Raw genomic sequence first — 6104 nt, 5'->3', positions numbered from 1 at the left:
GGCCGACGAGCTCGAGGCGCCCGTCACCGGTCCAGCGGCCGCGGTCGCCGGACCGGTACAGCCGCGAACCGGGTTGTCCGCCGGTGTGATCCGCCACGAACCGGGCGGCGGTGAGCGCAACGCCGTCGCACTGGCCCACCGCGACCGGACCGCCGCGGTGGTACACGTCGCCGATCACGCCGACCGGCGCGGGGTTCAGCGCGTCGTCGAGCACGACCAGCTGCCCGCCGCCCCACTGCGAGAGCTGCTGCCGCTCCTGCTCGTCGGTGATCTGCAGGCTGCGCAGTCGCTCGTCGGGCCGGTCGGCGAACGCGTCGACGACATGGCCGAGCCACGACGCGAACCGCCGGGCGGTGGCCGGCTCGTACAACTCGGTGCGGTAGATGACGTGGCCGCGGCACCCCTTGTCGGACACGAAGAAGTTCAGCGACAGGTCGGCATGGGCCACGTCGAACGTCGGCTCGATGGCGGAGAACGCCGTGTCGCCGTCCGGCCCGCTGTCGATGACCTGCCCGTCGGGGAGCTGCTCGCGAACGTGCACCACCACCCCGAACAGCGGGTTGCGCGACACCGACCGCACCGGGCTGACCGCGTTGACCACCTGGTCGAACGGCAGGTCCTGGTGGGCGTATGCGGACAGCGCCATCTCCCGCGTGCGCACCAGCAGGTCACGCAGCGTCGGGTTGCCGCGAAGGTCGTTGCGGAGCACCAGGATGTTGATGAAGAACCCGACGAGCCGGTCGAGTTCGGGTTCCGACCGGCCGGCCACCGGGGTGCCGATCGGGATGTCCTCGCCGCCGCCTGCCTTGTGCAGCGCCACGGCGACCGCCGCCTGCAACAGCATGAACTCGGTGACACCGAGGTCGCGGGCCAGCGCGGTCAGCTTGTCGCGAGTGGCGCCGTCGAAGCCGAATTCCACCGCGCCTGCGTCTCCGCCGAGCACACGCGGCCTCGGGAAGTCCGGGCGCAGACCGGATTCGGCGGGCGTGCCGGCCAGCTGACGCACCCAGTACTCGCGCTGCGCGGCCATCGACCCGTTCTCGTCGGCCAGCATCCGGCCCTGCCAGGCCGCGTAGTCGGCGTACTGCACCGGCAGCGGCGCCCAGTCCGGCGCCTGCCCGCCGCGCCGCGCCAGATAGGCGGCCACCACGTCACCGAACAGCACCCCTGCCGACCAGTGGTCGCCGGCGATGTGGTGGATCATCAGCGACAGCACATGCCCGCCGGGCGCGCTGAGCACCGCGGCGCGCAACGGCCACTCGTGCTCGAGGTCGAAGACGTGGCGGCGTTCGCGGTCCAGTTCGGCCTGCACCCAGGCGTCGTCGTCACCGCGGGCGCGGCGGACCCGCAGTTCGCCCGGTGCGTTGACGACCTGGTGCGGCACGCCGTCGATCTCGCGGTAGGTGGTGCGCAGGATGTCGTGGCGGTCGACGACGTCGCGCACGGCAGTGACCAGAGCGTCGACGTCGACCGGCCCGGACAGCCGTGCCGCGAACGGGATGTTGTTGACCGGGTTGGGCCCGTCGACCCGGTAGGTGAACCAGGTCCGTAGCTGTGACGCCGACAGCGGCGCCGGGCCGTCGTGCCCGGTGGGCATCAGGCGTGGCCTGTCGTCGTCGGGCGCGGCGCCGGACATGCCGTCGATGTGCTCGGCCAGGCCGGCGACGCTGCCGAGTTCGAAGACCTCGCGCACGCCGAGTTCCACGCCGAACTGCGAGCGCACCGACGCGACCAGCTTGGTGGCCAGCAGCGAGTGCCCGCCGAGGTCGAAGAAGGAGTCGTCGGCGCCGACGCGGTCGCGGCCGAGCAGCTCGCCGAACAGGCCGGCCAGCAGCCGCTCGGTCGGGGTGCCGGGCTCCCGGTAGTCGGTCTCGGAAGTGATCTCCGGCTCGGGCAGCGCGGCGCGGTCGATCTTGCCGTGCGCGGTGATCGGGATCTCGTCGAGCACGACGTATCCGGCGGGTGTCATGTAGTCCGGCAGGGCGGCGGCGACCCGGGCGCGCACCCGGTCCACGTCGACGCCGTCGGCCTCCGCGGCGGGCGTCAGGTAGGCGACCAGGCTCTTGCCGAGCTGAGGCAGGTCGCTGACCACCACGACGGCCTGTCCGACGCTCGGGTCCACCGAGATCGCGGCGGCCACGTCGCCCAGTTCGATGCGGAACCCTCGGATCTTGACCTGCTCGTCGGCGCGGCCGACGAACTCGACGTCACCGTCGGCGTTGCGGCGGGCCAGGTCGCCCGACCGGTACAGCCGAGCGCCGGGAGTGAACGGATCGGCGACGAACCGCTCGGCGGTCAGACCGGGGCGGCGGTGGTAGCCGTGTGCCACATGCGTTCCGCCGATGTAGATCTCGCCGATCACCCCGACCGGCACCGGTTTGAGGTTGTCGTCGAGCAGGTGGATCTGCGTGTTGATCTTGGGCCTGCCGATCGGCACGATGCGGGTGCCCTGCTTGCCCTCCACCTTGTAGCGGGTGGCGTTGATCACCGTCTCGGTGGGCCCGTAGAAGTTGTGCAGCAGCGCGTCGAATGTGGCGTGGAACTTGTCGGCCACCTCGCCGGGCAGCGCCTCGCCGCCGATCGGCACCCGGCGCAGTGTGCGCCACTGGTTGACGCCGGGCAGCGACAGGAACAGCCCGAGCAGCGACGGCACGAAGTGCATCGAGGTGATGCCTTCGTCGCGCAACAGGTCGGTCAGGTAGCCGATGTCGCGCAGGCCGTCCGGGCGTGGGATCACCAGGCCCGCACCGCAGATCAGCATGCCGAAGATCTCGCCGATCGACACGTCGAAGCTCGGCGAGGCGACCTGCAGCAGCCGCTCGGAGTTGTCGATCTGGTAGTCGTCACCGAACCAGACGAAGAACTCGCCGACCGGCCGGTGCGGCACCGGCACCCCCTTGGGCAGCCCGGTGGTGCCCGACGTGTAGATCAGGTACGCGGTGTTGTCCGGGTGCAGCGGCCGTACACGGTCGGTATCGGTGGGGTCGTCGCCGCGGTAGCGCTCGAGTCCGGTGACCGGTTCGCGCAGCACGAGTTTCGGGTCGGAGTCCTCGAGGATGAAGTCGAGCCGGTCCTGCGGATAGGTGGGGTCGACGGGCAGGTACACCGCGCCCGCCTTCACGATGCCCAGCGCGGTGATCACCAGTTCGGGCGACTTGTCCAGCAGCACGGCGACGCGGTCCTCGGCGCCGATGCCCTGCTCGATCAGCCAGTGCGCCATCTGGTTCGCCGCCGCGTTGACCTCGCCGTAGCTGTAGGTGCGGCCTTCGTAGACCACCGCGACCGCGTCCGGTGCGCTTCGCACCTGGGCGGAGACCAGGTCGGGCAGTGTGGCGGGCGGCGTCGAGAACTCCTCGCCGTAGCTCACCTCGCGCAGCCATTCGGCGCCTGCGGCGTCGAGCAGGTCGAGGTCGGACAGCGGGCGGTCCGGGTCGGCCAGCGCGCTGTCGAGCAGCGTCGCGAAGTGGTCGAGCAACTGGCGGGCCAGCTCCTGGTCGAGCACCTCCACCAGGTGTTCGGCCTCCACCAGGATGGCGTCGGCGCCGAACTCGACCATGAATCCGAGCGGCAGCTGCGTCACCTGGCTGCGCAGTTCGGCACGCTCGCAGCGCACGCCGGCCGGGGCGAAGCCGCCGCCGTCGGGCTCGCGGAACCCGAAGCTGACCCGGGTCATCCGCTCCGCCCCGTAGCGCCGGTCGGGGTTGAGCTCGCGCACCACGCGGTCGAGGTTCACCCGCTGGTGGGCGAAGGCGCCGAGCGCGGTGTCGCGGGTCTGGGCCAGTAACTCGCGGAACGTCATGCCCGGCGTGGGCCGCTGCCGCATCACCACGGTGTTGCCGTGGTAGCCGATCACCTCGTCGGCGCCACCGTCACGGTTGAGCACCGGGGCGGCGACCAGGAAGTCGTCGGCATGGGTGTAGCGGTGGATCAAGCCGCCGAACACCGCCAGCAGCACCATGTACGGCGTGCAGCCTGTCTCGCGGGCCAGCGCCGAGACCCGACCTGCGACGTCGCCGGACAGTTGCCGTGTGCTGCGCTGGGAGCGCCAGCTGGTCGGCACCACGGAGCCGGTCGGCCCCGGCAGCTCGAGCGGTTCGGGCATCGCGGCCATCACCGCGCGCCAGTACGCCAGGTCGGCCTCGACGGTGTCGGGCCCTGCGAGGCGTGCGGGGCGGGGCTCCGGCCCCAGTTCTGCGCCGTCGTACGCCCGGGTCAGGTCGGCGAAGAAGACCCGCCAGCAGCCGTCGTCCCAGGCAATGTGGTGCGCCACGAACAGCAGCACGTGCTCGTCGGCGGTCATGCGGGCCATGGTGATCCGCAGCGGTGCGTCCTTGGTCAGGTCGAACGGCGCGGCGAACTCGCGCTGCGCGAGCACTTCGAGCCGAAGCCGCCTGCCCTGCTCGGACATCTGCGACAGGTCGTGCTCGGCCCAGCCGGGGCGCAGGTCGTCGTGCACCTCGAGCGCCGGTTCGCCGTTCTCGCCGGCGCGGTAGGTGGTGCGCAGGACGCTGTGGCGGCGGGCGACCGCGTCGACCGCATCATGCAGCCGCGCCGGGTCGACATCGCCGCGCAGCCGGTAGGACAGGCAGATGTTGAGCAGTGCGCCGCCCGGGTCCATCTCCTGGACGAACCACATCCGTCGCTGCCCGTCGGACAGTCCTTCGGCCGGGCCTGCTCCTGCGTCGGGCGCCGAGCGCAGTCCGCGTTCGGCAAGCTTGCGCCGCAGCAGTTCCAGTCGGTTGTCGTCGAGGCCCGCCGCGTTCGTGATGCGGGTGTGCTCAGTGGTGTCAGTCACGCGAAGCGTTCACTTTCTCTGCTCTGTCGGCCGGCTCGCCGGCCCGGTCGAGGTCTGCGATCAGCTCGGTGCCGGTGATGCCGCCCAGCAACCGGGCCAGCGGAACCGACCGGCCGGTGGCGTGCTTGATCCGCTTGCGCAGATCGAGGGCCAGCAGCGAGTCGACGCCGAGGTCGAACAACGACGCGTCGAGGTCGAGCGCCGACGCGTCGGCCACGCTGAGCACCGATGCGAGTTCGACGCGCACCGCCGCCCGGATGTCGGTGGCGCCGACATCGGTGTCGGCAGCCTGGTCATGCTGAGCCGCTTGCTGGCTCGCGAAGAACATCTGCAGCCGGCTCTCGTCGGCGGAGAAGACCAGCGGATCGCCGGAGTGGTGGCGCAGGCTCGCCTCGATCGCCGCACGCGGCGCCATCGCCAGCAGTCCGGAACGCTCGATCCGGGCGGTCTCGGCGGCGTCGACGACGCTTTCTCCGTCGGCGGCCCACAGCCCCCACCGCACCGACAGGCAGTCCCGCCCCGATGACCGCAGTCGGGCAGCCGTCACGTCGAGCAGCCGGTTGGCCGCCGAGTAGGCGGCGTGCCCCTGCCCGCCCCATACCCCGGACACCGAGGAGCACAGCAGGATCGGCGCGTCCGGCCGTAGCGGCCACAGCTCGACGACGGCGGCGAGGCCGTCGACCTTCGCGGCGAAGGCCTGGGTCAGCACGCTGCGGTCGATGTGGTCGCGGGTGGCGAACCCGGCGGCCCCGGCGGCGTGCACCAGCAGCGACGCCCCGTTGCCTGCGAACTCGGCGGCGGTCACGGCCAGCCGGTCGCGGTCGGTGATGTCGCAGGGCGGCGCGATCACCTGTGTGCCGTGGTCGCCGGCCACCGACGCCAGCACGTCGGCGTCCGCGCCGCGGCGGCCGAGCAGCACGATCCGCTTGGCGCCCTGTTCGGCGAAGTACCGCGCGAAGTGCAGTCCGACCGCGCCGGCGCCACCGGTGATGACGACGTCGTCGAGCAGGCCGGAATCGAGCGCCCACGCCTTCGGAGCCGTTGTCACAGTGGGCAGTTCGCGGCGATATAGCACCGGGACGGCGCCGCGGAGTGCGGCCTCGGCCACGTCGGTGAACAGCGTCTCGGCCACGGCGGCGGCGGCCCCGGCGTCAAGGCCGCCCGCGGGCAGGTCGAGGTGGCGGAACGTCTGGTCGGGGTGCTCGAAGCCGACGCTGCGGTGCATCGCCGCCAGTGCCGCCGGTGCGGGCAGCGGCGCCGGGTCGTCCCCGGTGACCCGTTCGGCGCCTGCGGTGACCAGCCAGACGTC

Annotated in this window: 2 protein-coding genes; both read right to left on the bottom strand. The window is 71.9% G+C overall.

Annotated features, from left to right (window positions below; translation table 11 throughout):
• Nucleotides 1-4795: non-ribosomal peptide synthetase (locus tag Q2100_RS28255; protein ID WP_302916706.1), on the bottom strand; the 4795-nt coding region annotated here is incomplete at its 3' end.
• The coding region (locus tag Q2100_RS28250) for an SDR family NAD(P)-dependent oxidoreductase (RefSeq protein WP_302916705.1) at nt 4788-6104 on the bottom strand (1317 nt) is incomplete at its 5' end. The genes Q2100_RS28255 and Q2100_RS28250, both read right to left, overlap by 8 nt.

The sequence above is a fragment of the Mycolicibacterium arseniciresistens genome (assembly GCF_030519285.1).
Classification (GTDB): domain Bacteria; phylum Actinomycetota; class Actinomycetes; order Mycobacteriales; family Mycobacteriaceae; genus Mycobacterium; species Mycobacterium arseniciresistens.
Note: the sequence above shows the minus strand (reverse complement) of the source record. Positions and strands in the feature narration are given on the sequence as shown.